We start from the raw sequence: 24,077 nt of genomic DNA on the forward strand, positions 1-24,077 counted from the left end.
GCCGCGGTGGGTGCGCGGGGGAGGCGACGTGGAGGCGTGTCCGAGCGCGGCGCACCTCAGGCGACCGCGGGCTCGTCGATGAGGGCGACGCGGACGGCGGCCGGGTCCTGCCCGCCCAGGGGGACCGCGAAGACCGCTGTGCGCCCGCGGGCGGCGTACACCACGAAGCGCAGGCCCTCCTCGTCCCAGGTCTCCCGCACGTCCGAGCTCAGCCGCGCCGAGGCCGAGCAGTACGCGGGACTGCGGTAGAGCAGGCGCAGGGTGACCTCCAGCGGCACCTCCGCAGGTGAGGGGACGGCGAGCGGCCTGCGCAGCCGCACCAAGAGCCGGCGCAGCGGCATCAGCCAGGCGTGGTCCAGCTCCGGCGACAGCGCCAGCAGCGCGGCGGCCTCGGCGACGCCGAGGGCGGCCAGAGGCGCGTCGACCGGGTGCGGGCCGGCCCAGACCGCCGCGACGCTCGCGGCCAGCAGCAGGCCCGCGCGGGCGAATCCGCGCAGGTCGACCGGCGCGGAGTGCGCGCCGAGACACCCGCAGGACGACGTCGGGGCGGCGCGGCGCGCGTAGGCGAGATAGGCGAGGAACCCGGCCGACATCGCCGCGGCGGCCGCGCCCTCCGCGGGCATGGCCGGCGGCAGCAGCAGCGCCGCCGCCGTCGCCAGCTCCAGCACCCCGACCAGGCGCAGTGCCGGGACCGCACGCGCCGCGCCGACCAGGCGTGCCAGGGCGGTGCGCCCGGCCTGCGCCCGCGTCCGGCGGCCGAAGAGCTTCAGCACGGCCGCCCAGGCGAGGAGCGGGCCGATCACGTACGGCTGCAGCGCGGCGATCCCGTTCATCGAAGACCTCCGAGGAGACCCCCGCGTTCAGGCGGGGGAGGAATCGGACCCCTGCGGAGCAGGGCAGGGGTAGGCGGTTCGCCGTCAGGTGAACTGCCGTATCGAACAAACGCACGATTATTAGCTGGTCGCGCGGTAGGGTGTGCGGCGTGGTGCAGATCGTGAAGCGGGCCTACAAGTACCGCTTCTACCCGACCCCCGAGCAGGCCGAACAGCTCGCACGGACGTTCGGGTGCGTGCGCCTGGTCTTGGTCGAACAGGCGCTCCTAGTGGGGGGAGAAGACGGTGGCGATGTCGACCTGGTTGGTGTCGGGACGCCAGGCGCCCAGCACCTGGACGTGCTGGCCGACACGCAGCAGCGAGAGATCGGCCGACGGCGGGGCGTCGGAGTAGACGGCGACCGACTTGCCCGGCACCTGGTGGCAGACGATCTCCTGCCCGTTGTGGTCCAGGTGCAGCCGCTCGCTGGTGATGTTGCGGACGTGGCCCTTGATGTTGACGATGTTCAGCCACACCGACTCCGCGGCGAGCACGCCGTCGGGCATGCGCACGCCCCGCGCGTACAGGCCGTCGCCGGGACGGGCCTGGTCGAAGGCGACCGGCCCGAGCTTCCATAGGCTGGTCCCGTCGACGACGCGGATGCGGTGGAACACCATGTTCGAGCCCAGCACGAACAGGGTGTTGTCCTTGACCGAGCGGATGCGGCCCTCGGCGAAGTTCGGGTCGGGCGCGCCGGGCACGATGTCGGGCGCGGCGGCGCCGAAGGCGGCCTCCGGGCCGAGCGAGCCCATCGCGGTCGCGGCGAGCACTCCGGCGCCGCCGCCGAGCACGGCGGACTTGAGCAGTTGCCTTCTGCTGGTCATCGGCGGACTCCTAGGGAACCGAGATCTCGGCCGGCCGCAGGCCCGCCGAGAGGCTGGCGATCTTGCTGAAGGCGGCCGGGGTGAGGTCGAGCAGCCGGTTGCTGGCGCAGGTCGCGCCGCAGCAACTGCGCTCGCCGCAGAACAGGTCCGTCTGCGGGCCGCAGTCGGCGATCGAGGTGACGACGCTGGTGCCGGTGCACAGCGCCGTCGTCCGGTGCGTGAAACCGCAGGTCCGGCGGGACAGGCTGACGCCGCAGCTGTCCGGCCGGGTGATCGACAGGCAGGCGTCTGAGGTGTTGGGCCAGGCGTGTTGCATGCTGCCGGAGTTGCAGGTGCCACAGGCGCCGTGCCCGGCGCTGCTGCACGGCCCCCAGGCCGAGCCGCAGCAGAACCAGGACACCTCGCCCTGGACGGGGCCGAGCAGGTCACGGGGTGGGTCGGCGGACTGGCTGCGCGCCATGCGCGTCCTCCTAGGGGTTGGGATGCGGATCCCCCGTGTCAGGCGGTACGGCTGGGTGGAAACTTCCTGACAAATCCCATGAATAACAGGTAATAAATCTCCGTCAACGACCAACTTTCGATCACTCGAAAGCTATGGAACCGCGCGCGGCGTCCCGGCTCGGGCGCGGATGGGGCGGCCCGGTGGCCGGAACGGGCGGCGACCAGGGCGAACGGCCGGGGCGCGCGGCGGCCGGCGGGCAGGGTGGACGGCGACCGGGGCGGGTGTGACCGGGTCGGGGTGTCGAGCGGGACGGTGGAGGGGCGGAGGTGGTCAGCCGCCGGGGGCGGGGTCGCGGGCCAGGGAGGTGAGGAGGCGGGCGGCCTCGCCGGCGACGACGGGCAGGGCACGTTCCGGGTCGCCCGTGCGGGCGAGGAGCATGCCGGCCTCGCACAGCGCGCCGAACATCAGCTGGGCGCGGACGGGCAGGTCGCCGTCGGCCATGCGCCCCTCGGCGATCGCGGCGCGCATGCCCTCGGTCAGCACGCGCAGCGTGTGCTCGTACTCGATCTCGCGCACCGTCTCCCAGCCCAGGACGGCCGGCCCGTCCAGCAGCACGATGCGCCGGAACGCCGGGTCCAGGCAGTGCCGGAGGAAGGTCAGGCAGCCGCGCGTGAGGGCCGACCAGGAGTCGGGCTCGGCGGCGGCGGAGCGCTCGAGCAGGCCCGAGACCTGCCGCTGCTGCTGGACGAACACGTCGCGGAACAGCGCCGCCTTGGTGGCGAAGTGATGGTAGGCGGCGCCCTTGGTGACTCCGGCCGCCGCGGCGACCGCCTCGATCGTGGTGGCGGCGTAGCCGTCGCGCCCGAACAGATCCTGCGCGGCGGCGACGAGCCTGGAGGTGGTCTCCTCCGAGCGCTCCGCCTGGGTACGGCGGGCCATGGCACCCCCTTGACACGGTTTTCGCTCGAACGTAGGTTCGATGCTAGTTACATACCCACGGTATGGAAGTGAGCCGTCATGACTCAACCGCTCATCGCAATCTACGGTGCCACCGGCCATACCGGCCGCCTGGTCGCCGCCGAACTGCACGCGCGCGGCCAGGGCATGGTGCTGGCCGGGCGGGACGCCGCGGCGCTGGAGACGATGGCCGGCGAGCTCGACGCCCGCGCCGTGCACGCCCCGCTGGACGACCCGGCGGCCCTGCGCGGGCTCGCCGAGAGCGCGGCGGTGCTGATCCACTGCGCCGGCCCGTTCTCGGTGACCGGCGAGCCGGTGGCCGCGGCCGCCGCCGAGGCGGGCTGCCACTACATCGACCACGCCGTCGAGCCGCACCACGTCAAGCACCTGTTCGACACCCTCCAGGCGCCGGCCCAGCGCACCGGGGCCACCATGGTGCCCTCGCTCAGCTTCTACGGCGGCCTCGGGGACCTGCTCGCCGCCGCCGTGGCCGGCGGCATGAGCGACATCGACCGCGTGACCGTCGCCTACGCGGTGAGCGGCTGGCGGCTCACCACCGGAGCGCTCGCCACGGCCCGGCAGCTCTTCGCCGAGACCCAGCGCATCGGCTTCACCGACGGCGCGCTGCGTGTCGGCTGGGTCGAGCCGCGCAACGCCGTCTTCGCCTTCCCCCCGCCGATCGGCCCGCGCGCCATGATCGCCCCCGTGCCGTTCCCCGAGGCGCTGACGGTCCCGCGGCACCTCCCCGCCCGTAACGTCGAGGCCATGCTGACGGCCAGGACGTTCGAGGAGGAGGGCGTGTTCGAGAGCGAGCACGTCCCGCTCGGCACGCGGGCGGGCACCGAGTTCACCGTCGCCGTCCAGGCGATCACCGGCGACGGGGGCCGCGCCGGACGGCTCGCCGGGCGCGACCTGTGGCGGGCGGGCGCGCTGGCCTCGGTGCAGGGCGCGCTGCTGCTGGCGGGCGGCGACGTCCCCGCCAAGGGCGGAGTCCTCAGCCCCGCCGAGGTCTTCCCCGCCGAGCCGTTCCTGCGCGCGCTCGAAGGGCTCGGCGCGTTCACCCTCACCCTGTGACCGCCCGCATGCGACCCGATGGAGGAGACTCGATGGAACCGGTGCTGGTCACGGGGGCGGCCGGGGGACGGCAGGGCTCGACCGGGCTGCACGTCGCCCGCATGCTGCTCCAGCGCGGGCAGGCCGTGCGGGCGGTGGTCCGCCGCGAGGACGCCAGGGCCGAGCGCCTGCGCGGGTGGGGGGCGGAGGTCGTGGTCGCCGACCTGCGCGAGATCACTTCGGTGATCCCCGCCCTCGGCGGGGTGCGCAGGGCGTTCTTCACCTACCCGGTGACCGAGGGCATGCTCGACGCCGCGGCCGTGTTCGCCGCGGCCGCCCGGCGCGAGGGCGTGGAGCGCGTGGTCGAGGTGTCGCAGCTCGCCGCCGACCCCTACGCCGGTACGCCGCACATGCGCCGCCACTGGGTCGCGGAAGAGCTGTTCGACCGGGCCGACGTCGGCGCGGTCCACCTGCGCGCCGGGGTGTTCTTCGAGAACCTCGCCGTCCTGGTGCGGGCCGGCGGCGGGCGCGAGCTGGCGCTGCCGCTTGGACCGCCCGAGACGGTGCTCCCGCTGGTCGCGGCGACCGACGTGGCTCGGGTGGCGGCGGGCCTGCTCACCGCGCCTGACGGCCCCGCCGACCCGGTGTGCCGGCTCACCGGCGAGGTCATGACCATCGGACAGGCCGTGCGGACCTTCGGCGCGGGGCTGGTGTACGTCGACCAGGACGCCGAGGAGTGGCGGCGCAAGGCGATGGCCCTGTACGAGGACGCGGTCGCCGTCGAGCACCTGTCCCACCTCTGGGAGCTGTTCCGCCTCATCGGCGACCACCACGAGCTGTACGAGGTGACCGAGGCGATCGAGCGCCTCGGCGGGCGGCCGCCCGAGACGCTGCGCGCCTTCGTCGCCGCCGAGGGCCCCTTCTGCTGACCGCGCGAGGTTTCCCCGGGCACGGCGGCGACGCCGTGCCCGGCCTCGCGCCCGGGTGGTGCGCGACCGTCAGCTCAGGTGGGACTCGATGACCTCGATGATGCGCGGGCGCAGTTCCGCGGCGCGGATGACGGCGTCGACCGAGCCGACCTCGACCGCGCGACGGATGTCGTGCACGCGGTCGAACTCCGCGGCCACCTCGCCCAGCTTCTCCGTCCGGACCGACGAGCGCAGCTCGTCGAGCTCCGCCGTCAGCGTGGCGCGGTCGGCGCCGGAGGCGGCCGCGGCGCGGGCCTCCAGATCGCGCACGCGCGGATCGGCCGCGGCCCGGGAGTTGACCTCGCCGGCGAACACCACCGCGGCGGCGGGGGCGCCGCCGAGCACCGAGGCGTACGAGCCCTCCAGCGCGAGCACCGTCATGTTCGGGTTCAGCGCCTTGGAGAACACCACGAACGCGCCGCCGTGGTATCGCGAGATGACGCAGAACACGATGGGCCCGCGGAAGTTCACGATCGCGCGGCCGATCTCCGCGCCGTACTCCAGCTGCAGCTTGCGCATCGACTCCGGCGAGCCGTCGAAGCCCGACAGGTTCGCCAGCACCACGAGCGGGCGGTTGCCGCTGGCCGCGTTGATCGCCCGCGCGGCCTTCTTCGACGACCGCGGGAACAGCGTGCCGGCGGTGTAGGCGTCCGGGCCGTTGGTGGGCGGGAAGCCCCGCCGCTGCACCGACCGCGACTCGATGCCGAGCAGGCACACCGGGATGCCGCCGAGATGCACGTCCTGCACCACCGCGGTCTCCGCGTCGGCCATGCCCGCCCAGCGCTCCAGCACCGGGTGGTCCTGGTCGGACAGGGCTCGCATCACCGTCCGGATGTCGAACGGCTTCTTGCGGTCGGGGTTGACCTCGGCGGAGAAGATCTCGCCGACGGTGGTGAAGTCGCTGCCCGCCACGGCGTGCGGGAAGCCCGAGATGTCACGGTCGACGGGGTCGGTGGTCGTCGCCCGCCGCGGCCCCCGCTCGCCGGGCGCGACGTAGGTGTGGTCGTAGTGCGACATCAGCACCCCGCGCGCCCCGGCGAGGTCGGGCGCCCAGTACTGCGCCTGCCCGTTCGGGCCCATCACCCGGTCGTAACCGCCGATGCCGAAGTTGTCCTCGGCCGACACCCCGCCGGAGAAGTCCAGCGCCTGCTTGCCGGTGAGCACCATCGCCGAGTCCGGCGTCATCACCAGGATGCCCTTGGTGTGCATGAGCATCGTCGCCTCGGCGTTCCAGTATGGCTGCGCGCCGACGTTGATGCCCGTGACCACGATGTTGATCTCGCCGCCGTCCTGGGTGAACTCGACGATGCGCTTGAGCGCCGCGGCCACCCAGTCCATGTTCTCCGTGCCCGAGGTCATGGAGATGCGGGCCCCCGACGACAGCGCGTACCACTCCAGCGGCACCCGCATGCGCTCGGCGAGGTCCAGCGCGGCGATCACCCTGCGGCACTCGGGCTCCGACAGCGCGCCGAGCGACTTGGTCGGGTCGCCGAGCAGCACGACCCTGGTGACGCCCTGCGGGTGCCGCGGGGTCGGCGTGGTCACCACGCCCGCGACGATCGCCGCGGTGTTGCGCCCCTTCGGCCGCTCGACCGGCACCAGCGCGTGGTCCTCGTCCAGGTCGTGCTCGACGAAGTCGCCGAGCAGGCCGGTCAGCTCGTACGGGTACACCGTGTTGCGGCTGCTGGCGACCAGCACCTTCTGCCGGTAGTCGTCGATCGGCTCGACCGGCTCGTCCGACGGCTCGCCGATGGTCAGCTCGGCGCCGCCGACGGCGTCGAAGGAGATCCGCACGGCGATCTTCGTCAGCTCGCCGGTCTCGCGGTCGCGCTGCCGGCCGATGATCAGGATCTCCTCCAGCCCGGCGCCGGCGGTCGTCGGCAGCACGCGTCCGGCGAGCATCTCCAGCTCGGCGCGGGTGAGGTCGCTCGGCGGCCAGACGTAGACCACGATGCGGTTGGTGGTGAAGCGCTTCTTGGACGGGCGCCGCGCCTGCGCGCGGCGGATGGAGTCCAGGCAGGTGGCGATGGTGTCCTCGGCCGTCGGCAGCGCGAGCAGCCTGCCCTCGTGCTCGCGCAGCTCGGTCAGGTCGCGCACCTGCGCGAAGGCCACGAGCCGGTCGTCCGCGGGGTTCTCCCGCGCCACGCAGCGGAACAGATAGACCTCCTCGTCCGACGACGGCAGCCGTGTGAGGTCGAACTTGCTCAGCCGCTCGAGCTGCATCCGCTGGGCGATGTAGGGGTGCAGGCCGCGGATCAGCCGCTCCTCGGTCATCCCCGCGGCCGACGGGCGGAAGGTGAAGTGGTGGTGCATCACCGCGCCGCCGCTGCCGGCGACGGTGGCGGTGATCCTGCGGACCTGCCCCGGCAGCGGGTGCGCGCTGATCACCTCGTGCAGCGCGGCGGCCATCGCCTCGGAGTCCTCCGGCTGCATCTCCCAGGCCAGGTAGATGTCGGCGTCGACGGCGTCCTCGCCGCTCGCCAGCTCGGCGAGCCCGCGCAGCGCGTCGCCCAGCGCCTGGAACCTCACCCCGGAGGAGACCAGGCACGAGCCCGCGCGCTCGGCGACCACGAACGTGCAGCCCGCGACCTCGCTGGTGCGGACGGCGGTCAGCCCCTTGTTGCCGTAGTACCGCCGGGTCAGCACCTCCAGCATGACCGCGTTGTCCAGGTCGTCGCGGACCAGTCGCCGGCCGAGCAGCCGCACCAGCGGCTCGGTGCTGCGCACCATCTCGGCGACGCGCTCGGCGCGGTCGGGCGCGTCCGGGTGCTCGTCCAGGTGACGCAGGTGCCTGCGGACGTCGGCGTAGACGCGGGCGCGGTTGCGGCGCAGCAGCGGCTGGCCGAACCAGGCGAACACCACGCCGCGCGCCAGATCGCTGACCACGGGGAAGCGGACCTGCGTCGCGGCCACCAGCCGCTCCAGCGCCAGACCGGCGGGCTCGCGCAGCGTCTCGTCCGGCGGCGGCTCGCGCAACCAGGCGCGCAGCAACGCCGTCACCGCCGCGACGTCGGCGGAGGCGCGCTGCTGGGCGAGGAAGATGCGGAACACCGCGGACTCGAGTTCGGGGGAGCGGTCGAGCCCGCTGACGCCGTAGTGCCCGAGGGCCTTGGCGAGCTTGGCCTGGAAGGCCTCCGGCAGCCCGGCACGCTCGACGTCCAGGCTCTGCAGGTAGGTGTGGAAGTACTCGCGGGCGCTGTGCACGTGGCCCTCGCCGCCGACGTCCTCGCCCGCCGGCCGGTTGCGGCTCAGCTCGGCCAGGTCGGCGAACACCCCGAGCAGTTCGAATTCCCCGGCCAGCGGCCGGTGGTCGTCATCGATGGCCGCGCGGCGCGCGGCGAGGTACTCCTCCAGCACCCGGCCCTCGTCGTGCGGGTCGACGTCGAAGCCCAGCAGCAGGCTGCGCAGGTCCTCAAGGCCCCGCCCGGCGCGTGAGCGCGCCGGGATCTGGCCGGAAGCGGCGGGCAGGTCCAGCTCGACGGACCCGGCGGCCGAGCCGGCCTCGGCCACGGCGCCGCCGTCGGCGAGCGGCTCCAGCCGCAGCAGCGGCGCCCCGGTCTCCACCTGGCTGCCCACCGAGACGGCGCATTCCTTCAGCCGTGCCCTGAACGGCGCCCGCAGCACCGTCTCCATCTTCATGCTCTCCAGCACCAGCACCGGCGCGCCCGCCTCGACCTCGGCGCCGACCGCGAGCGGCGTGGCCACGACCAGAGCGGGCGCGGGCGAACGGACGACGCCGCCCTCGTCCCGGCTGACGCGGTGTGCCACCCCGTCCACCTCGACCAGGTGGATCGGCCCGTGCGTGCCGGTGAGCAGGCGGTAGCGGGCGCCGTTGACGATGATCTGCGCGGTGTGCCGGTCGAAGCGGTCGAGCTCGACGTCGGCCGTGCGCACGTCCTCACCGGCCTCCACGCCGACGCGGAAGCGATGCGGGCCGACCCGCGCGACGCGCACGCGGTAGCCGGCGCCGCGCAGCTTGAGGTCCAGTGGCCGTCCGCTCATGTGCTGCACCTGCGGGCGTCCGCCGAAGGCCGTCGACAGCAGCCGTTGCCGCTCGGCGCGCTCCTCCTCCTCGTAGGCCTCGATGGCGGCGGCGGCCAGAGCGACGGCGGAGTGCCGGTGCGAGACCAGCCCGCCCTCGGCCCGGACGCGGTCGATCCAGCCGGTGTCCGCGGTGGCCTCGATCACCTCGGGCCGGTCGAGCAGGTCGAGCACGAAGCTCTTGTTCGTCGCGCCCCCCTCGATGATCACCGTGGTCTGCGCCATCGCCCGGCGCAACCGGCCGAGCGCCTCGTCGCGGTCGCGGCCGTAGGCGATGATCTTGGCGATCATCGAGTCGAAGTCGGCGGGGATGGTGTCGCCCTCGCTCACCCCGGTGTCCACGCGGATGCCCGGCCCGGCGGGCAGGTCCAGCCGCGCGATGCGGCCGGGGGAGGGCGCGAAGTCGCGGTCGGGGTCCTCGGCGTTCAGCCGGGCCTCGACGGCGTGCCCGCGCTCCACCGGCGGCGCGCCTTCGAGCCGGCCGCCGGCCGCCACGTGGAGCTGTGCCTTGACCAGGTCGAACCCGGTGGTGGACTCGGTGATCGGGTGCTCGACCTGCAGGCGGGTGTTCACCTCCAGGAAGGCGAAGCGCCGGTCGCCGGGGTGGTAGAGGAACTCGACGGTCGCCGCGCCCCGGTAGCCGACCGCGAGGGCCAGCCGTTCGGCCGACGCCTTGAGCTCGGCGGCCTGCTCGGGGGCGAGCACCGGGGACGCGGACTCCTCGATGATCTTCTGGTTGCGGCGCTGCACCGAGCAGTCGCGGACGCCGAGCGCCCACGCGGTGCCCTCGCCGTCGGCGATCACCTGCACCTCGACGTGCCGGGCCCCGGTCACCAGGCGCTCCAGGAACACCACGCCGCTGCCGAACGCCCGCGCGGCCTCCTGGCTGGTGCGCTCGTAGGCGTCGGCGAGCTCGGCCTCGTTCGCGATCACGCGGATGCCCCGCCCGCCGCCGCCCGCGGTGGCCTTCAGCATCAGCGGGTAGCCGATCTCGGCCGCCGCGGCCAGGGCGGCGTCCAGGCTCTCGACCGCGCCGCGGCTCCACGGGGCGACCGGCACGCCGACCTCCTCGGCGATCAGCTTCGCGCCGATCTTGTCGCCGAGCCTGCGCATCGCCTCCGGGCCCGGCCCGACGAAGGTGACCCCGATCTGCTCGCACAGCTCCGCGAACGCGGGGTCCTCCGCGACGAAGCCCCAGCCGACCCACGCGGCGTCGGCTCCGGTCTTCACCAGGGCGCGCTCCAGCGCCTTCAGGTCGAGGTACGGGCGCGCGGACGCGGGGCCCAGATCGTAGGCGACGTCGGCCTCGCGCACGAACGTGGCGTCGCGGTCGACGTCGGTGTGCAGGGCGACGGTCTCGATCGGTGCACCGGTCTCCGCGGCGATCTCCCGTACGGCGTGGATGAGGCGCATGGCGGCCTCACCACGGTTGACGATGGCGACACGTCTGAACACCCGACCGAGCCCTCCTGTAGACAACGATGTGCGCGCCGTCACGACGGCGGCCCCCCTGTAGTCTTCACCCTTCCCCCTGGCGGCCCGCGGCGCCATGTCGCTGACGACGAAGGCTGGGCCGCTCCAGTTGTGGGAGAGGACCAAAAGCCCCTGCCGCCCGCGCTCGGCCGGACCACGGGCGAACGGAGCGACGGCCGCCTCCCGCCAGGTCGCGCCGCCCGGAGGCGACGCGGCCCCGGCGGGGACGTCCAGGACACTTTAAGCCGTGATCTTCGAGTCCGGGTCATGGCGGGCCCGAGCGCGGTCATGGCGGGCCCATGCGCGGACGGCGCGATTGGCTTGCCCGTCAACCGAGCGTGACGGCCCGCTTGACGAAGACGACGCCGTCGATCAGGCCGAGCCGGGCGGGGTCCAGCGGGAAATAGGCGAAATCGGGGGAGACCCGAGGGGCGGGCTCGGTGATGGCATCGGCGAGGCGGCGGGCGTCGATGAGACAGTGGTCCCACGGCAGCTCCGACAGCATCCCCTCGACGGTGTCCGGGGGCGGGGCGTCGTCGCCGACCGTGCCGAGGGCCGAGGCCAGGAAGGCGTACCGGTCGCCGAGGTGCGTCGCGGTGATCGCCCCCGCGCCCCACCACTCCAGAGGCAGGTCGCCGAAGGACATGAGGCTGCTGTCGCGCTGCAGGTGGAGGTTGTGGGCGAAGACCAGCGCCGGCCCGTGCTCGGCGACGGCGCGCAGGTTGGCGGCCATCATCGCGTCCCGCAGGGCCGACAGCCGCGCTATCCGCGCCGGAGAGGTGTCGGCCATCCAGTGGTGGTAACGGAGCAGGCCGACGGCGGTGCGCCCGTACAGCGCCGCCCGTTCTCTGTCCCTCGCGTCCAGCCGCGGCAGCTGGGTGTCCAGCAGCGCCACCAGGTCGTCGGCGAGCAGCCGCAGCCGCTGGGCGTCGGCGGACCGGCCGATCGACCGGGACGGGTCCATGACCGTGGCCTCGTTCGTCCACGGGTCGTCCGGGCCGAGCAGCGCGTCGAGGGTCTCCCTGGTGCAGGGGAGCGGGCCGTCGAGGAGGGCATGGAGGGCGGTGAGGGCCTCGCGCGGGCTCGCCGCCCAGTACTCCAGAGGGCCGTCCATCCCGAAGAAACGCAGCTTCTCGTCATGCTCCTCGTTGTAGGCCCGCATCCAGCGCACGAGCTCGCGGTTGGCCGGGAAGGCGCCGAAGCCGTGGCTGAAGCCGCGTTCCATGACCTCGTCGAGCGTGCCCGCGCCCGTCATGAGGTGGTCGTCCACGACCAGGCCCATGAGGCAGTCGCTCTCGATGGCGAACGAGCGGTAGCCCTCGTGCTCGACCAGGTGCCGGAAGATCTCGTTGCGCAGCCCACCCAGCTCTCCCACGAAGTGCCTGGCCTCGCCCAGGCCGAGCAGCAGCGGCTCGGCCGGAAGCGACCGCAGGAACGCCGAGACGCCCGCGCCGTCGAGGGGCCGGGCCGTGTCCTTGATGTCCATTCCTTCAACGGTATCGTTGAACCCTCGGTGTAAACTTCGCCGCCGAAAACCCCGATCCCATCGCGATGGACCTTCAAACGGTGATGCACCCATGAGGCCGGTGGACCTGGCGCGCGAGCACGGCCTGTCGACCCAGGCGGTCAGGAACTACGAGGAGGCCGGCATCCTGCCCGCCGCCGGACGCACCGTCCACGGCCACCGCACCTACACGCCGCTGCACGCGCACGCCCTGCGCGCGTTCCGCGCCCTGGTGGCCGGGCACGGTCACCAGGCGGCCACCGCGATCATGCGGGCGGTCGGCCGGGGCGCCATCGAGGAGGCGCTGCGGATCGTCGACGACGGCCACGGCCTGCTCCTCGACGACCGCCGCACCCTCCAGGCCGTCGAGGCCGCGCTCGGCGACCTGGCGCCCGTGCCGCAGGAGCGCGGCGGCACCTTCATCGGCCCCCTGGCCAGGAGGCTCGGCGTCCGCCCCGCCACCCTGCGCAAATGGGAGCACGCCGGGCTGGTCCGGCCGCGCCGCGACCCGCGGACGGGCTACCGGGTCTACAGCGCGGCCGACGTCCGGGACGTCCGGCTGGTCCACCAGCTCAGGCGGGGCGGCTACCTGCTGGAGCAGATCGCCCCGCTGATCGACCAGGTGCGCTCCGCCGGAGGCGTCGCTCCGCTGGAGGCGACCCTGCGCGACTGGCGCGCCCGCCTGTCGGCCCGGGGCCGCGCCATGCTCAAGGGCGCAGCCGCCCTGGACGCCTACCTCGGCGCCCGCGAGCAACGTGGTGATGACCCGCCGCCCTAGCGGGCCGGGGCCGTGCCGCCGGAGCGCCGCGACGCGGCGGAGGCGATCGCCGCCCGCGGCCGCCACCCGGGCAGACGCCTCTGCGGGCGGGGTCAGGGGGTGAAGGGCAGGGCTCCTGTGGCGGCGTGGGCCGAAAGGAGGGGCTGGGGGGCGGTCAGGCACCACGCTTCGGTGACCAGCTCGAACAGCTCGTCGGCGTCGATCTTGTCGAGGTGCACCACGACCCAGCCGAACCGGCCGGCGGTGAACTGGACCTCGAACACCTCGGGCCGCTCGGCCACCAGGGCGATCTGCTCCTCGATCGTCGCCTTCAGCCCGACGGTGCGGGTGCGTTCCCACAGGTAGCCGAAGCCCCGCCCGCGCACCTTCAGCGCCGTCCAGTCGCCGCCGTCCGCCTGCTTCACCTCGGGCAGACGGGTCAGCATCAGCAGGAACTCCTCAATGCTCACGCCCATGACCAACCTCTACCAGACCTCACCGACATTTCCTCAGGGGGCGCCTCCTCGTCCGGTGCGCGCGCACGAGTGAACGTCTAGCCGAGGGTGGCGGCCGGTTCGTCCCAGGCGATGACGTGGCGCTGTTCGACGCCGAAGGCCCGCTCGGGGTGCATGACCGTCTTCAGCATGATCGGCATCAGCAGCGGCATCAGGGCCCTGGCCAGCGGCCCGGCCGCCTTGCTGCCGTTGATCCTGGCCGCGCGCGCCGCGACCCGCTCCACCCTCGGCCGGCGCAGGCGCTCGTAGGCGGCGAAGGCGGAGGGCGCGTCGGGCAGGTCCCGCACGCAACGGGCGAGCTCGACGGCGCTCTCGACGGCCAGTGACGCGCCCTGGCCGGAGCTGTTGGACGGGGCGTGCACGGCGTCGCCGACCAGGACCATGCGGTCGCTGTGCCAGCGCGGCACGCGCGGCATCATGTACATCGACCCCAGCACCTGGAGCCGCCCGGGGTCGGTGTGCCGGATCAGCTCGGCGCCGGGGTGGTCCTCGGCGTGGTGCTCCAGCAGCCTGCGCAGCCACTCCTCGTTCGGGATCCGCCGGGCCTCGGTCAGGGTCATGGGCGGGTGGGGCAGGTTGGCGCCCCACTCGGCCCCGCCGCCGGGATGCGGGCGGAACAGGTAGAAGCCGCGCCTGCCGAAGGCGTAGGTGATCGTCCCCTCGCGCTGCCGCAGGTCGAAGTCGGCGATGGCCTCGAAGCCGAGCAGCCCGGTGGGGGTGGGGCCCGGCGCGTCCGGGTCGATCAGCGTGCGGACCGTGGAGCGGATGCCGTCCGCGCCGACCAGGATGTCGGCCGTGGCCGTGGTCCCGTCGGCGAACCGCGCCGTGACCCCCGAGCCGGTCTCCTCGGCTCCCACCAGGCGCTTGCCGTGCTCGACCCGGACGCCGAGCGCGACCGCGCGGTCGTACAGCGCGCGGTGCAGGTCGGCACGCCAGATGAGCTGCAACGGCGCGAGGCCGGGCAGCGTGGGCAGGGTGTCGAGCCGTCTGCGCCCGACGGCCATGACCGAGCGGGGCATCGGCCGGGCGCGCGCCCGCACCGCGTCGGCGGCACCGACGATCTCCAGCGCCGCCAGGCCGTTGGGCGCCAGGCCGAGCGAGCCGCCGGCGCCGTCGGCCGTGGTCGGGTAGGCCTCGTAGAGGGTGACCTCCACCCCGGCCCTGCGCAGCGCCATTCCCGCCACCGGGCCCGCGACGCCGCCGCCGATGACCAGTGCCGTCCTCACCTTGCTCATGTCATGTCCTCCCGCATCCGTTGCCAGGCCCGCTCGTAGGCGGGGTCCTTCAGGGACTCGGCGAGATCGGCGGCGAAGCGGATCTCGGCCTCCACCAGGGCGAGCCGGTAGCGCTCCTCGGCCAGGAACACCCAGTGCACCTGGTCCTCGCCGGCCTGCCGCAGCACGCCCCGCACCTCCTCGGCCTGCTCGGTCAGGGCCGCGAGACGGCGGCCGAGCAGGCCGGCCCCCTCCGCAGGGGCGAGCACGGCCAGCAGCGACAGGGCGACCCCGAAGGAGGGGTACTCCTCGCGGGGGACGGCGACCAGTTCGCGCATCCAGTCGTAGAGCTCGGCGCGTCCCGCCTCGGTGATGCCGTAGATGGTGCGTTCTGGACGCTGGGTGTCGCGCACGGTCTCCCGCTCGGCGACGAACCCCGCCTTGCGCAGCTGCTCGACGACCATGTACAGCGACCCGCGGTTGTACTTGATGCTGCGGTCCTTGCCCTGCTCCTGGAGTCGTCGTCCGAGCTCGTAGGCGTGCATCGGCTCGGCCATCAGGTAGACGAGCACGGCCAGAGCCAGCGGATTGGACACCTTGCGTCGCTTCTCCACGAGTTCCCACCTTGTTGGTTGATGCTGACTATCAATCATCGACTAGTTGATGTCAACTATGACTTCCACGACGAGGCACCCTCGGTGTCTCCTGAGCCGCTCCCGGGACGTCTCGCAGGATCGAAAGGCCGAAGCCGGGCGCCTACGCGGCGGAGGAGGCGCTGCGGCGCCGGTCGCCCTGCGGGGCCCGGCGGGCGAGGCGGTGGCCCAGGCGCTGGGCGGGCCGCTCGACCAGGCGGTAGGTCACCCAGGACACGGGCAGGACCAGTGCCAGGAACAGCGCGGCCATCAGCACCTGGACGTGCCAGGCCGACCAGCGCAGGTCGCCGGTCACCGAGACGTACAGCCGCAGCAGCGGATGGTGCAGCAGGTAGAGCGAGTAGCTGACCAGCCCGAGCCAGGTGAGCACCCGCGGGACGCGGCGGCGGCGCAGGGCGAAGGCGCCCGCGAAGGTCGCGCAGGCCAGCGCGACGGTGGTGATCCACACATCCGGCGCCGACCACCACCAGCCGGCCTGGAGGGCGGGCAGCGGGGTGAGGGCCACCAGCGCCATGGTCAGGGCGACCGGCCAGAACGGGCCGGTGCCGCTCTCCCAGCGGTACACGGCGGTGCCGGCGAACATCACCGCCAGGATGAGCACGCCCAGCCAGGGCACCCGGCTGCCCAGGAACAGCAGGACCAGCGCCATCACGCCGAGCAGGCAGGCGCCGGTCCTGCGCAGGCGGCCCGACACCACGCACGCGAGCCCGATGGCGAGGACCGCGCCGGACGCCCATACGACCCAGGCGCCGCGCAGCGCGGCGGCCGGGACGAGCGCGGCCACGGCGACCGCCCCCAGGCCGAGCACCACCGCGGGCACGGCGCTGCGCCGGTGCGCGCCGGTGACGAACAGCGCGGTGACCAGCAGATAGAAGACCATCTCGTAGGACAGGGTCCACATGGTGTCGGCGACGCCGCCGACGCCGACCACGTCCAGCAGCATGGTGGCGTGCGCGACCGCCGCGACAGGGTCGCGTGGCACCGCCTCGCGCACCGGCAGACGCCACGCCATCGCCAGCACCAGCCCGATGACCAGCAGGTATAGCGGGTACAGCCGGAAGGCGCGGCTGATCCAGAACGCCCGCACGTCCCCGTGCCGCTCCAGCGAGGCGGGGATGATGTAGCCGCTGACCAGGAAGAACACCAGGATGCCGTAGATGCCGATGTTGAACCAGTACGGGCGCAGCCACGGGACCACCCAGGGCAGCAGGTGCTCGGCCACCACCGCGACGGCGCCGATGCCCCGCAACGCGTCCAGCCACGCCAGGCGGGAGGAGGGGCTCACCGCGGACACGGACGGCGTACCGGGCACGACAGACACCCGACACAACTTACCGAACCCCTTCCCGCCTCCGCGCCGGCCGTGGGTGAGGCGCCGGCGGGGGAGCCGGAGGGGTGATCAGAGGAGTTTGTCGGGGGTGATGGGCAGGTCGCGGACGCGGCGGCCGGTGGCGTGGTGGACGGCGTTGGCGACGGCGGCGGCGACGCCGGTGATGCCGACCTCGCCGACGCCGATCAGGCCGAGGGGCATGGTCGGGTCGGGCTCGTCCAGGTAGCAGACGTCGATCGGCGGGATGTCGGCGTGCACCGGGACGTGGTACCCGCCGAGGCCGGGGTTCATGATGCGCCCGGTGCGCGGGTCGGCCAGCGTCTCCTCCGACAGGGCCATGCCGATGCCCATGACGATGCCGCCCCGCAGCTGGGCGGCGGCGGTCTTGGCGTTGATGACCGTCCCGACGTCGAACGCCCCCACCCACCGCGACACCCGCACCTCGCCGGTGTCGGGGTCGACGCGCACCTCGCAGAACTGCGCCCCGCACGCCGCCTTCGTCCAGCGCCGCCGGTCGAGCAGGAACTTGGCCATGAACCGGGCCTGTCCGACCGCCGTCCCGACGCGCGTGTCGGATCCGACGGCCACCTCGACGTGCGGGCGGCCCGCCCGGGCGAGGATCGCCGCGTAGGTCTCGCCTGCGACGGTCCCGGCGGTGGAGGCCCACAGCCCGCCGTCGCGGGCGCGGACCTCGGCCCGGCGGCTTCCCCGAAGCGGGGAGTCCTTCGACCGCCGGGCCAGCGCGAGCATCGTGCCGCGCAGCCTCGCGCAGGCGGTGCCGAGGCTCGCCGCCACGCTGGCGGTCTGGCCCGAGCCTCCCGCCCCGGGCCCGGTGGGCAGGTCGGAGTCGCCGTACTCGACCCGCACGGCCTCGAACGGCACGCCGAGGGCGTCGGCGGCGATCTGCGCCTGGGCGGTCGCCCCGCCCATGCCCATCTCGTGGAACCCGCAGCGCACCAGCACCGTGCCGTCGGCCGACAGGCGCACCGTGAGGTTGGCGGCGAACTGCCACGCCGGGTGGTAGGCCGAGGCGACGCCCATGCCGACCAGCCACCTGCCGTCGCGCATCGAGCCGGGCTCCGGCGTGCGCTCCGCCCAGCCGAACCGCCGCGCGCCCATCGCGTACGCCTCGCGCAGCATCCGGTGGGAGAAGCGCTTGCCGTCGATGGGGTTGCGCTCGGGCTCGTTGCGCATGCGCAGCTCGATCGGGTCCATGCCGAGCTCACAGGCCAGCTCGTCGATCGCCGCCTCCAGCGCGAAGGTGCCGATCGACTCCCCGGGCGCGCGCATGTAGGTGTTGGAGACCGTGTCCAGCGCGACCTGGCTCTGCTGGAGCAGGATGTTCTCGGCGTCGTAGAGGTGCCGCGACTGGGAGGTGACCTGCTCGGGCCCGCCCCCGACCCGGCCGACCTGGGTGACGCCGGTGTGGACCAGCGCGGTGAGCCGCCCGTCGGGCCGGGCGCCGAGCGCGACGCGCTGCGCCGAGGGGGTGCGCCCGCCGACCGTGCGGTAGACGCCCTCGCGGGTGAGCGTCATCCGCACCGGCCGGCCGGTCACCCGTGCCGCCATCACGGTGAGGATCGTCCCGGCCCACACCACGGTCTTGCCGCCGAACGCGCCGCCGACGTACGGCGCGACGACGCGTACCCCGGCGGCCGGCACGCCGAAGCGCAGGGCGAGATGGTCGCGCATCCAGGCCACGTTCTGCGCGCCGTCGTGGACGGTCAGCCGGTCGCCGTCCCAGACGGCCGTGGTGGCGTGCGGCTCGATCGCGTTGTGGGCGTGCGCCGGCGTGGTGTACCGCAGGTCCACCGACACCGGCGCCGCCGCGAGCGCGGCCTCGGCGTCGCCCTTCTTCGCCGAGCCCTCCGAGACCATGTCGTTCTTCTGCGGCGTGGCGTTCGGCTCCTCGGCGGCGAAGTCGACGGCCGCGGGCGACTCGCGGTAGGCGGCCTTCACCAGCCGGGCGGCGTGCTGGGCGGCGTGCAGGGTCTCGGCGACGACGACCGCGACCGGCTGGCCGTTCCAGTGGACCTCGTCGGTGTTGAGGTAGGCGACCGACGTGCCGGAGGCCATCGTGCTGAGGTTCATGACGCTGACCGGCGGCGGCGGTTTCAGCGCGGGCGCGTTGTGGTGGGTGATGACGGTGAGCACGCCCGGCACGGCCGACGCCTCGGCGGTGTCGATGGCGGTGAGGTGGCCGCGCGTGATGGTCGCGTGCACCAGGACGGCGTGGGCGAGGCCGGGGTAGGGGTGCTCGGCCGAGTACCGGGCCGCGCCGGTGGTCTTCGGCACCCCGTCCACCCGGTCGATCGGCCTGCCGACCAGCGGCCCGGAGCCCTCCACGCGCGCGGGGCCTCGCTCCCCGGCCGGCGAAGGTGCCCGCGGGCCCTCCGCCGCGGTCGTGCCGTGCGCATCGGTGCGGGTCATGCCGCGCTCCCGTCGGTGAGCAGCCGCAGCAGCGTCGCGGTGACGGTGCGCCGGGCCAGCTCGATCTTGAAGGTGTTGTGGGACAGGGCGGTGGCGGCGGCGAGCTCGGCCTCGGCGGCCCGCCGGAAGGACTCCTCGACGGCCGGCGCGCCGAGCAGGATCCGCTCGGCCTCCCGGGCCCGCCACGGCTTGGCCGCGACGCCGCCGAGGGCCAGGCGCACCTCCGCCACCGCGCCGTCGCGGACCTCCATCGCCGCGGCGACCGAGACCAGCGCGAAGGCGTAGGACGCCCGGTCGCGGACCTTGCGGTAGCGGGAGGTCACCGCGACCGGGCAGGGGGGCAGCTCCACCGCCGTGACCAGCTCGTCGGCCTCGATCGCGCTCTCGATGTGCGGGGTGCCGCCGGGCAGCCGGTGGAAGTCCTCCATCGGGACGCGCCGCTCGCCGCGCAGGCTCTCGACGACGACCACGGCGTCCAGCGCGGCCAGGGCGACGCACATGTCGGAGGGATGGGTGGCGACGCACGCCTCGCTGGCGCCGAGCACGGCGTGGTCGCGGTTGAGCCCGCCGATCGCGTCGCACCCGCTGCCGGGCTCGCGCTTGTTGCAGGCGGCGGCGCCGTCGTAGAAGTAGGGGCAGCGGGTGCGCTGGAGCAGGTTGCCGCCGACCGTCGCCATGTTCCGCAGCTGCGCCGAGGCGCCACTGAGGACGGCCTGCGCCAGCACGGGGTACCGGCCGCGGATGACCGGGTGGGCGGCCAGGTGGCTGTTGCGCACCAGGGCGCCGACGCGCACCCCGCCGTCCGGGGCCTGCTCCACCCGGTCCAGGGGGAGGCCGGTGATGTCGACGACCGTGGCGGGGCGTTCGACGTCCTGCCGCATCAGGTCGACCAGGTTGGTGCCGCCGCCGAGGAACCTCGCGCCCGGCTCGGCGGTGATGGCGCGCAGGGCGGCCGGGACGTCGCCGGGGCGCACGTAGGCGAGCGGCCTCATCGGGCGGCCTCCGCCGCGGCGGCGGGCCGTCCGGCGCGCGCGGCGGTGTGCTCGCGGTCCGCCCGCCCGTCCCCGTCTCCGGCGAGTTCCCGCCGGGCCTTCGCGGTGGCGACCTCGCGGATGGCGTCGACGATGCCGTTGTAGGCGCCGCAGCGGCACAGGTTGCCGCTCATGCGCTCTCTGATCTCGGCGTCCGTCAGTTCGGCGCCGGTCGCGGCCAGGTGCTCGGTGACCAGGCTCGGCGCGCCGGAGGCGTGCTCGGCGAGCATGCCGATCGCCGAGCAGATCTGCCCGGAGGTGCAGTAGCCGCACTGGAAGCCGTCGTTGCGGATGAACGCCGCCTGAAGCGGGTGCGGGCCCTGCTCGCCCGCGATGCCCTCGATGGTGGTGACCTCGCGGCCGGCGTACTGCACGGCGAGCGTCAGGCAGGAGTTGATGCGCTCGCCGTCGACGAGCACCGTGCACGCGCCGCACGCCCCCTGGTCGCAGCCCTTCTTGGTGCCGGTGAGCCCGAGGTGCTCGCGCAGGACGTCCAGCAGGCTGACCTGTGGCGGGATCTCGCAGGTGTGGACGGTCCCGTTGATCCTCAGTTGTACCTCGACCACGCGCTGCCTCCCGCCGGTGGACGTGATGCGTCCAGATGTGCACCGACGTTAACAGAACGATGTCATCTTAACAAGAGAACGGCGTTCTTTTATCGTCGCCGTATGCTTGCTGCGACATGACGCAGGGATTCCTCCGGGCCAGACGGCCCGAGCACAAGCGGCAGCGGCGCGAGGCCATTCTGGAGGCCGCCCGCGAACTGGCCCTGCGATCCGGCGTGCGCGCGGTCAGCCTCGGCGGGGTCGCCGCCGCCGCGGGCCTGGCCAAGTCCAACGTCGGACGCTACTTCGGCACCCGCGAGGAGATCTACCTCGTCCTGGCCGCCGAGGAGTGGCGAGAGTGGGGGGGCGAGGTCGCCGAACGGCTCGGCCGGGCCACCGGCCTCGAGGCCGTCGTCGCCGCGCTCACCGAGACGCTCGAGGCGCGGCCGCTCATGTGCGACCTGCTCGGCAACACGGCCACCAGCCTCGAGCACAACGTCTCGGTGGAGGCGGCGCGCGCGTGCAAGCGCGCCGTGCTGGACGTCATCGGCGACCTGGCCGCCCGCGTCGCCGCGGCGCCCTCCGGCCTGACCGAGAGCGAGGCCTACGAGCTGGTCGGGCTGGCGACCGCGGGCGCCGGAATGCTCTACCCCGTCTCCAACCCTCCCGCGGTGCTGCGCGAGATCTACGCCGAGGACCCCGTCATGGCGGCCGCCTGCCCCGCGTTCCTGCCGGCGCTCAAGCGCATCGTGATGGCCGCCGCCGTCGGCCTGCCCGCGCTGCGCTGACCCTTCCGCACCCGCGCCTCAGGGGACCGGCGGCCCGGCCGCGCCCATCGCCGCGTGCTCCCCGGGGTAGTCCTCGCCGAGCCCGGTGGTGGTGGTGGTGGGGGCTTGGGCGGTGAGGTGGAACCAGCCGTCGGTGTCGATGCCGGCGGTGAGGTGGCCGTTGATGGTGCGTAGGCGGGTGGTGAGGTTTCCGAGGCCGTTGCCGCCGTTGACGGTGGGGGTGGTTTCGGTGGGGTCGACGCCGTCGTTGGCGATGTGCAGGCGGATGGTGTCGTTGTGGCCGTTGGTGTGGAGGGTGGCGTGGATGGTGGCGTGCTGGGCTTTGCTGTGGCGCAGGATGTTGGTGACGGCTTCGCGCAGGACGGTGGCCAGGACGGTTTCGATGTGGGGGGGTAGGTCGGGGGTGGTGATGGTGGTGGTGACGTCGATGTCGGCGGCGGTGAGGACGCTGGTGGCGGAGTCGGCTTCGGTGGTGAGGGACATGGTGCGGTAGCCGTTGGCGACGGTGCGGACGTCGGAGAGGGCTTGGCGGGCGACGGTGAGGATGTCGGTGATCTCGTCGCGGGCGCGGTGGGGGTGTGCGGGCAGCAGGCGGTGGGTGAGTTCGCTTTTGAGGGTGATGGCCGAGAGGCTGTAGCCGAGCAGGTCGTGCAGGTCGCGGGCGACGCGCAGGCGTTCGCGGGTGACGGCCATGCGGGCGAGTTTGCCGCGTGCGGCGTACAGTTCGGCCACCAGCGTCGACAACGAGCTCATCCCGTACACGATCATGCCGGTCAGCAGGCTGGACACCGGGAGGTACACCAGGTAGCGGGGCTCGGCGCCGAGGGCCATCGCCAGCGGCACCACGCTGCCCACCACGGCCGCGTACAGCGCCCACCCGGCGCCGCCGGGCACCACCAGCAGCACCGATCCGGCCAGGAAGCCCACCATGGAGCCCCACGGACGGCCGACCCACAGCAGGGGCAGATAGCAGACGAGCGCCTGGGCGCACAGAGAGAACACGCGGGCCCCTCGCGACCAGGTTCGGGGACCGCGGAACGAGTGGACGAGCTGCAGCCCGAGGTCGGCGGCCAGGCACGCCGCGAAACCGAGCAGGCCGGCGGTGCCGGGGGCGGCGTCGATCACGTTGATCAGCATGATCGCCGCGTATCCCGCCAGCACCACCAAGGTCACCGGGATCGGCTGGCGCGGCCCCCACAGGTCGGTGTCGACGTCGTCGGGCACCATGCGCGCGCGGGGGAACGGCAGCATCTGTTTCAGCCGGTGCCGCGCCGACCTCAGCCGCCACAGCGGTGAGACGCGCGGCGCGGCGCCGTCGGCGGGCTCGGCGCGCGGGGCCGGGCCCCGGGAGAGCGCCCGCTGCGCGAGCCGGGGGACCAGCCGGGGGACGATCGCGTCCGGCGGCAGCGCCCGTTCCGGGACGGGCCGGTGCCCGGTGGTGGTGGTGGGGGCTTGGGCGGTGAGGTGGAACCAGCCGTCGGTGTCGATGCCGGCGGTGAGGTGGCCGTTGATGGTGCGTAGGCGGGTGGTGAGGTTTCCGAGGCCGTTGCCGCCGTTGACGGTGGGGGTGGTTTCGGTGGGGTCGACGCCGTCGTTGGCGATGTGCAGGCGGATGGTGTCGTTGTGGCCGTTGGTGTGGAGGGTGGCGTGGATGGTGGCGTGCTGGGCTTTGCTGTGGCGCAGGATGTTGGTGACGGCTTCGCGCAGGACGGTGGCCAGGACGGTTTCGATGTGGGGGGGTAGGTCGGGGGTGGTGATGGTGGTGGTGACGTCGATGTCGGCGGCGGTGAGGACGCTGGTGGCGGAGTCGGCTTCGGTGGTGAGGGACATGGTGCGGTAGCCGTTGGCGACGGTGCGGACGTCGGAGAGGGCTTGGCGGGCGACGGTGAGGATGTCGGTGATCTCGTCGCGGGCGCGGTAGGGGTGTGCGGGCAGCAGGCGGTGGGTGAGTTCGCTTTTGAGGGTGATGGCCGAGAGGCTGTAGCCGAGCAGGTCGTGCAGGTCGCGGGCGACGCGCAGGCGTTCGCGGGTGACGGCCATGCGGGCGAGTTTGCCGCGTGCGGCGTACAGTTCGGCCACCAGCGTCGACAACGAGCTCATCCCGTAGACCACCAGGCCGGTCAGCAGGGCGAAGCCGGTGCCGTACGCCAGGCCCACGGGGGGCACGCCCTCGGAGGCGAGCACCGGCAGGATGCCCGCGCCTCCGGCCACGTACAGCGGCCAGCGCGCGGGTCCGGTCACCGACAGCAGCGCCGACCCGGCGAGGAAGCCGATCATGCCGCCCCACGCGCTGCCGAGCCACCAGAACGGCAGATAGGTGGCCAGCGCCTGGAGCGTCAGGGTGGTGGCCCTGGTGCCGGCCCGCCAGTGCCGCGGTCCGGCGAGGGAGTGGGCGAGCTGCAGGGTGAACACGAGCGTCAGGCAGACCGCGAAGCCGGCGAGACGGGCCGCGTCCGGGCCGGTCATGAGCACGTTCATGATCGTGGTCAGCGCGAACCCGGCCAGCATCACCACGGTGATGGGCAGCACCACCCGGGGGGTCCACGGCGGGCCCTCCGACTCGCCGGAGGGCTGCAGGGGCGCCGCTCGCGCGCCCCTGGTACGCAACGGTGAAAGCCCGCTTGTCACTTCGCTGTCCATTGACTCCCGCTCCGAAGCGCGAGGACTGGGAGCGCTCCCA

Annotated in this window: 18 protein-coding genes and 1 pseudogene; 5 read left to right on the forward strand and 14 right to left on the reverse strand. The window is 73.7% G+C overall.

Features of this window, described 5'->3' with window-relative positions:
* Positions 1-56: 56 nt before the first annotated feature.
* Positions 57-833 (reverse strand): MauE/DoxX family redox-associated membrane protein, encoded by a 777-nt coding sequence (locus ACWEN6_RS10815; protein ID WP_452570005.1) that lies wholly within the window; start codon positions 831-833, stop codon positions 57-59.
* A 149-nt stretch (positions 834-982) separates the two neighbouring features.
* Between ACWEN6_RS10815 and ACWEN6_RS10820 the strand changes: the two are divergent.
* Positions 983-1,081, forward strand: a pseudogene (locus ACWEN6_RS10820) (helix-turn-helix domain-containing protein); the annotation flags it as partial.
* 18 nt (positions 1,082-1,099) lie between these two features.
* Here ACWEN6_RS10820 and ACWEN6_RS10825 read toward each other — a convergent pair.
* From ACWEN6_RS10825 to ACWEN6_RS10835, 3 genes are all read right to left on the reverse strand, one after another.
* Positions 1,100-1,696, reverse strand: coding sequence for a cell wall protein (locus ACWEN6_RS10825; RefSeq protein ID WP_354835717.1), 597 nt, complete (start codon positions 1,694-1,696; stop codon positions 1,100-1,102).
* 10 nt (positions 1,697-1,706) lie between these two features.
* Positions 1,707-2,156, reverse strand: coding sequence for an RlpA-like double-psi beta-barrel domain-containing protein (locus ACWEN6_RS10830; protein WP_354835714.1), 450 nt, complete (start codon positions 2,154-2,156; stop codon positions 1,707-1,709).
* Positions 2,157-2,468: 312 nt separating this feature from the next.
* On the reverse strand, positions 2,469-3,077 hold the full coding sequence (locus ACWEN6_RS10835) for a TetR/AcrR family transcriptional regulator (protein WP_452570006.1): 609 nt from the start codon (positions 3,075-3,077) through the stop codon (positions 2,469-2,471).
* A gap of 78 nt (positions 3,078-3,155) precedes the next feature.
* On the opposite strand from ACWEN6_RS10835, the gene ACWEN6_RS10840 reads away from it, so the two are divergent.
* Complete coding sequence (locus ACWEN6_RS10840) at positions 3,156-4,169, forward strand: saccharopine dehydrogenase NADP-binding domain-containing protein (RefSeq protein ID WP_452570007.1); 1,014 nt, start codon at positions 3,156-3,158, stop codon at positions 4,167-4,169.
* Positions 4,170-4,201: 32 nt separating this feature from the next.
* Positions 4,202-5,077, forward strand: a complete 876-nt coding sequence (locus ACWEN6_RS10845) for an NmrA family NAD(P)-binding protein (RefSeq protein WP_452570008.1) — start codon at positions 4,202-4,204, stop codon at positions 5,075-5,077.
* A gap of 69 nt (positions 5,078-5,146) precedes the next feature.
* Here ACWEN6_RS10845 and ACWEN6_RS10850 read toward each other — a convergent pair whose 3' ends face one another.
* Both ACWEN6_RS10850 and ACWEN6_RS10855 read right to left on the reverse strand, forming a co-directional pair.
* Positions 5,147-10,612: an ATP-binding protein gene (locus tag ACWEN6_RS10850; RefSeq protein ID WP_452570009.1), complete on the reverse strand. Its 5,466-nt coding sequence runs from the start codon at positions 10,610-10,612 to the stop codon at positions 5,147-5,149.
* Positions 10,613-10,958: 346 nt separating this feature from the next.
* Positions 10,959-12,116, reverse strand: a complete 1,158-nt coding sequence (locus ACWEN6_RS10855; RefSeq protein ID WP_452570010.1) for an erythromycin esterase family protein — start codon at positions 12,114-12,116, stop codon at positions 10,959-10,961.
* Positions 12,117-12,207: 91 nt separating this feature from the next.
* Here ACWEN6_RS10855 and ACWEN6_RS10860 point away from each other — a divergent pair, with 91 nt between their 5' ends.
* Entirely contained in the window at positions 12,208-12,912 is a 705-nt protein-coding gene (locus tag ACWEN6_RS10860) for a TioE family transcriptional regulator (protein WP_452570011.1), read from the forward strand.
* A 92-nt stretch (positions 12,913-13,004) separates the two neighbouring features.
* On the opposite strand, the gene ACWEN6_RS10865 is transcribed toward ACWEN6_RS10860, so the two are convergent.
* The 7 genes from ACWEN6_RS10865 to ACWEN6_RS10895 form a co-directional block, all read right to left on the reverse strand.
* The gene (locus ACWEN6_RS10865) at positions 13,005-13,367 is read right to left on the reverse strand and encodes an MmcQ/YjbR family DNA-binding protein (protein WP_354835695.1); all 363 of its coding nucleotides are present in this window, start codon (positions 13,365-13,367) and stop codon (positions 13,005-13,007) included.
* A 77-nt stretch (positions 13,368-13,444) separates the two neighbouring features.
* Positions 13,445-14,641: an FAD-dependent oxidoreductase gene (locus tag ACWEN6_RS10870; protein WP_452570012.1), complete on the reverse strand. Its 1,197-nt coding sequence runs from the start codon at positions 14,639-14,641 to the stop codon at positions 13,445-13,447.
* Complete coding sequence (locus tag ACWEN6_RS10875; RefSeq protein WP_452570013.1) at positions 14,638-15,234, reverse strand: PadR family transcriptional regulator; 597 nt, start codon at positions 15,232-15,234, stop codon at positions 14,638-14,640. The genes ACWEN6_RS10870 and ACWEN6_RS10875 overlap by 4 nt, the downstream gene beginning before the upstream one ends.
* Before the next feature lie 142 nt (positions 15,235-15,376).
* A complete protein-coding gene (locus ACWEN6_RS10880) occupies positions 15,377-16,594 on the reverse strand; it encodes an acyltransferase family protein (RefSeq protein ID WP_452570014.1) in 1,218 nt (405 codons plus the stop codon).
* A 78-nt stretch (positions 16,595-16,672) separates the two neighbouring features.
* The gene (locus ACWEN6_RS10885; RefSeq protein WP_452570015.1) at positions 16,673-19,033 is read right to left on the reverse strand and encodes a xanthine dehydrogenase family protein molybdopterin-binding subunit; all 2,361 of its coding nucleotides are present in this window, start codon (positions 19,031-19,033) and stop codon (positions 16,673-16,675) included.
* Positions 19,030-20,025 (reverse strand): FAD binding domain-containing protein, encoded by a 996-nt coding sequence (locus ACWEN6_RS10890; RefSeq protein ID WP_452570016.1) that lies wholly within the window; start codon positions 20,023-20,025, stop codon positions 19,030-19,032. The genes ACWEN6_RS10885 and ACWEN6_RS10890 overlap by 4 nt, the downstream gene beginning before the upstream one ends.
* On the reverse strand, positions 20,022-20,630 hold the full coding sequence (locus ACWEN6_RS10895) for a (2Fe-2S)-binding protein (protein ID WP_452570017.1): 609 nt from the start codon (positions 20,628-20,630) through the stop codon (positions 20,022-20,024). Before ACWEN6_RS10895 ends, ACWEN6_RS10890 begins: the two co-directional genes overlap by 4 nt.
* 116 nt (positions 20,631-20,746) lie before the next feature.
* Between ACWEN6_RS10895 and ACWEN6_RS10900 the strand changes: the two genes are divergently transcribed.
* On the forward strand, positions 20,747-21,397 hold the full coding sequence (locus ACWEN6_RS10900; protein ID WP_452570018.1) for a TetR family transcriptional regulator: 651 nt from the start codon (positions 20,747-20,749) through the stop codon (positions 21,395-21,397).
* Between the two features lie 18 nt (positions 21,398-21,415).
* On the opposite strand, the gene ACWEN6_RS10905 is transcribed toward ACWEN6_RS10900, so the two are convergent.
* Entirely contained in the window at positions 21,416-24,025 is a 2,610-nt protein-coding gene (locus tag ACWEN6_RS10905) for a sensor histidine kinase (RefSeq protein WP_452570019.1), read from the reverse strand.
* Positions 24,026-24,077: the final 52 nt, after the last annotated feature.

The organism is Sphaerisporangium sp. NPDC004334, from assembly GCF_053602655.1.

What these genes read in the sequence shown, in the direction of transcription:
- ACWEN6_RS10815 (WP_452570005.1), bottom strand. Translation starts at nt 833, where the DNA reads ATGAACGGGATCGCCGCGCTGCAGCCGTACGTGATCGGCCCGCTCCTC.
- ACWEN6_RS10835 (WP_452570006.1), bottom strand. Translation starts at nt 3,077, where the DNA reads ATGGCCCGCCGTACCCAGGCGGAGCGCTCGGAGGAGACCACCTCCAGG.
- ACWEN6_RS10855 (WP_452570010.1), bottom strand. Translation starts at nt 12,116, where the DNA reads ATGGACATCAAGGACACGGCCCGGCCCCTCGACGGCGCGGGCGTCTCG.
- ACWEN6_RS10885 (WP_452570015.1), bottom strand. Translation starts at nt 19,033, where the DNA reads ATGACCCGCACCGATGCGCACGGCACGACCGCGGCGGAGGGCCCGCGG.
- ACWEN6_RS10830 (WP_354835714.1), bottom strand. Translation starts at nt 2,156, where the DNA reads ATGGCGCGCAGCCAGTCCGCCGACCCACCCCGTGACCTGCTCGGCCCC.
- ACWEN6_RS10845 (WP_452570008.1), top strand. Translation starts at nt 4,202, where the DNA reads ATGGAACCGGTGCTGGTCACGGGGGCGGCCGGGGGACGGCAGGGCTCG.
- ACWEN6_RS10900 (WP_452570018.1), top strand. Translation starts at nt 20,747, where the DNA reads ATGACGCAGGGATTCCTCCGGGCCAGACGGCCCGAGCACAAGCGGCAG.
- ACWEN6_RS10825 (WP_354835717.1), bottom strand. Translation starts at nt 1,696, where the DNA reads ATGACCAGCAGAAGGCAACTGCTCAAGTCCGCCGTGCTCGGCGGCGGC.
- ACWEN6_RS10890 (WP_452570016.1), bottom strand. Translation starts at nt 20,025, where the DNA reads ATGAGGCCGCTCGCCTACGTGCGCCCCGGCGACGTCCCGGCCGCCCTG.
- ACWEN6_RS10840 (WP_452570007.1), top strand. Translation starts at nt 3,156, where the DNA reads ATGACTCAACCGCTCATCGCAATCTACGGTGCCACCGGCCATACCGGC.
- ACWEN6_RS10865 (WP_354835695.1), bottom strand. Translation starts at nt 13,367, where the DNA reads ATGGGCGTGAGCATTGAGGAGTTCCTGCTGATGCTGACCCGTCTGCCC.
- ACWEN6_RS10870 (WP_452570012.1), bottom strand. Translation starts at nt 14,641, where the DNA reads ATGAGCAAGGTGAGGACGGCACTGGTCATCGGCGGCGGCGTCGCGGGC.
- ACWEN6_RS10860 (WP_452570011.1), top strand. Translation starts at nt 12,208, where the DNA reads ATGAGGCCGGTGGACCTGGCGCGCGAGCACGGCCTGTCGACCCAGGCG.